The 1,752-nt window shown below is 64.5% G+C and carries 2 protein-coding genes; one reads left to right on the top strand and one right to left on the bottom strand.

Features of this window, described 5'->3' with window-relative positions:
- Nucleotides 1–413 (bottom strand): MFS transporter (locus MOV61_RS29805; RefSeq protein WP_247139160.1); only part of this gene is annotated, 413 nt, incomplete at its 3' end.
- 129 nt (nucleotides 414–542) lie between these two features.
- On the opposite strand from MOV61_RS29805, the gene MOV61_RS29800 reads away from it, so the two are divergent.
- Entirely contained in the window at nucleotides 543–1,505 is a 963-nt protein-coding gene (locus MOV61_RS29800; protein WP_247139159.1) for a LysR family transcriptional regulator, read from the top strand.
- Nucleotides 1,506–1,752: the final 247 nt, after the last annotated feature.

The raw sequence follows: 1,752 nt of genomic DNA, 5'->3' as shown, positions 1-1,752 counted from the left end.
GCCTTGGCGCGCTGTGGGCCTTCGCCGAAGACCGCCAGCAGAAGTGCCAGCGCGGCCGGTGCCGTGAAGGCTGCGGCGATGCCCTTGATGAGCCGAGCCGCGATCAACGTCGGGCCGCTGTCGACGAACCCACCGGCGATGCTGGCCGCCGCAAAGATTGCCAGCGACCAGAGGAAGACGCGGCGATGACCGAAAATGTCGGCCACCCGGCCGCCGAGCAGCAGGAAGCCGCCGTAACCGAGCACATAGGCACTGACCGCCCATTGAAGGGAGGTGGGCCGCATGCCGAGTTCGGCCTGAATGGCGGGAAGTGCGACGCCGATTGTGGAGACATCCATCGCGTCGAGAAAATTGGCGGTGCAGAGCAGCAGCAATGCGAGCCCCGCAGCCCCTCGGAATTGAGGATTGCTCATGGGATTGTAATCCTTGTTCATGCTGCCCCCGGAGCGGGGAGGTCGAACCGGGCCGGCAGAGGAACGAGAAATTGTCCATCTTCGTGACCTATTGCAAATTGATAATTGCCATGGCACGTATTACTGGCGATGATGAATGACGCTATCCTTCGAAAGATCGACCTCAACCTGCTTCTGGCCTTCGCGGTGCTGATGCAGGAACGCAACGTCAGTCGCGCCGCCGAGCGGCTGCTGCTTGGACAACCGGGCCTGTCGGCGGCCTTGAAGCGGTTGCGCGAGGCGCTGGACGACGACCTGTTCGTACGTGTCGGACGTGGCCTGCAGCCGACGCCCCGGGCGCTGGCGATTGCGCCGGTCATCGAGGAGGCGCTTTCGAACATCGAACGGGCGATCCGTCCGCCGGCCGCGTTCGACCCGAAAAGCTGGGAAGGCGAGTTCCGCATCGGGATGTGCGACAATCTCGAATCGGCTTTCTTCGGCCCGCTCGCCGCCCGTCTGCGGCAGCTCTCGCCTGGATCGCGGCTGATCGGCATCGCCTCGGAACGTCGTGACGTTTCGCGCATGCTGGATGACGGCGCCTTCGATTTCAGCGTCGCGGTGCACTGCGAGCCGCCTTCCTGGCACGTCCGCGCGCCGCTCTTCACCCAGTCGTCCGTCTGCATCTACGACCCCGCACAGATCAAGCTCAAGGCGCCGCTCGGCCTTGACGCCTATGCCGATGCGCCGCATGTCGCCGTCTCCTTCGAGGGCAATTCCTCGACCAGCATCGACGTAGCGCTCGCCGGTCACGGGAAAACCCGCAATGTCGTGGCGACGGTGCCGCGGTTCTCGGCGCTGCCGACGGCGCTTCGGGCCATGCCGGCCATCGCCACCATTCCGGAATCGATCGCCCGCTGCATGGCCCAGCTTCACAATCTGGCGATAGACCTGCCGCCGATCGACCTGCCGGCTGAGCCGGTGAGCATGCTCTACCGACGCGTCGACCATGCGGACAGCCGTGCCTCATGGTTCCGCACCCTCTTCGTGGAGGTCGCCGGCGCGGCGCTTGAAGCCTCCGGCTGCAAGATGGGAATTTCGCAGATCGCAGCTTGAGCCCGGCAAGCGGCCGGCTTTCGGAAATCAACACATGACGGCTTGATGCCGCTTGCCCGGCATGGTCTGTTGAGGATGAATATTGAGCCGCCACAGGGTCTTGAGCCCATTTTCCAGTGATGAGAGTGACATGAGAGACTTCGAACTACCCGGCCGTTCGCTCGCCGTCGGCCGCACCGCGATGGCCGCCACCTCACAGCCGCTGGCGACGCTCACCGCCATCGACATGCTGCGCAACGGCGGCAAT

This window comes from Neorhizobium sp. BETTINA12A, from assembly GCF_023006485.1.
Lineage (GTDB): Bacteria > Pseudomonadota > Alphaproteobacteria > Rhizobiales > Rhizobiaceae > Neorhizobium.
This window is presented reverse-complemented; position numbering and strand designations above follow the sequence as displayed.

What these genes read in the sequence shown, in the direction of transcription:
- MOV61_RS29800 (WP_247139159.1), top strand. Translation starts at nt 543, where the DNA reads ATGATGAATGACGCTATCCTTCGAAAGATCGACCTCAACCTGCTTCTG.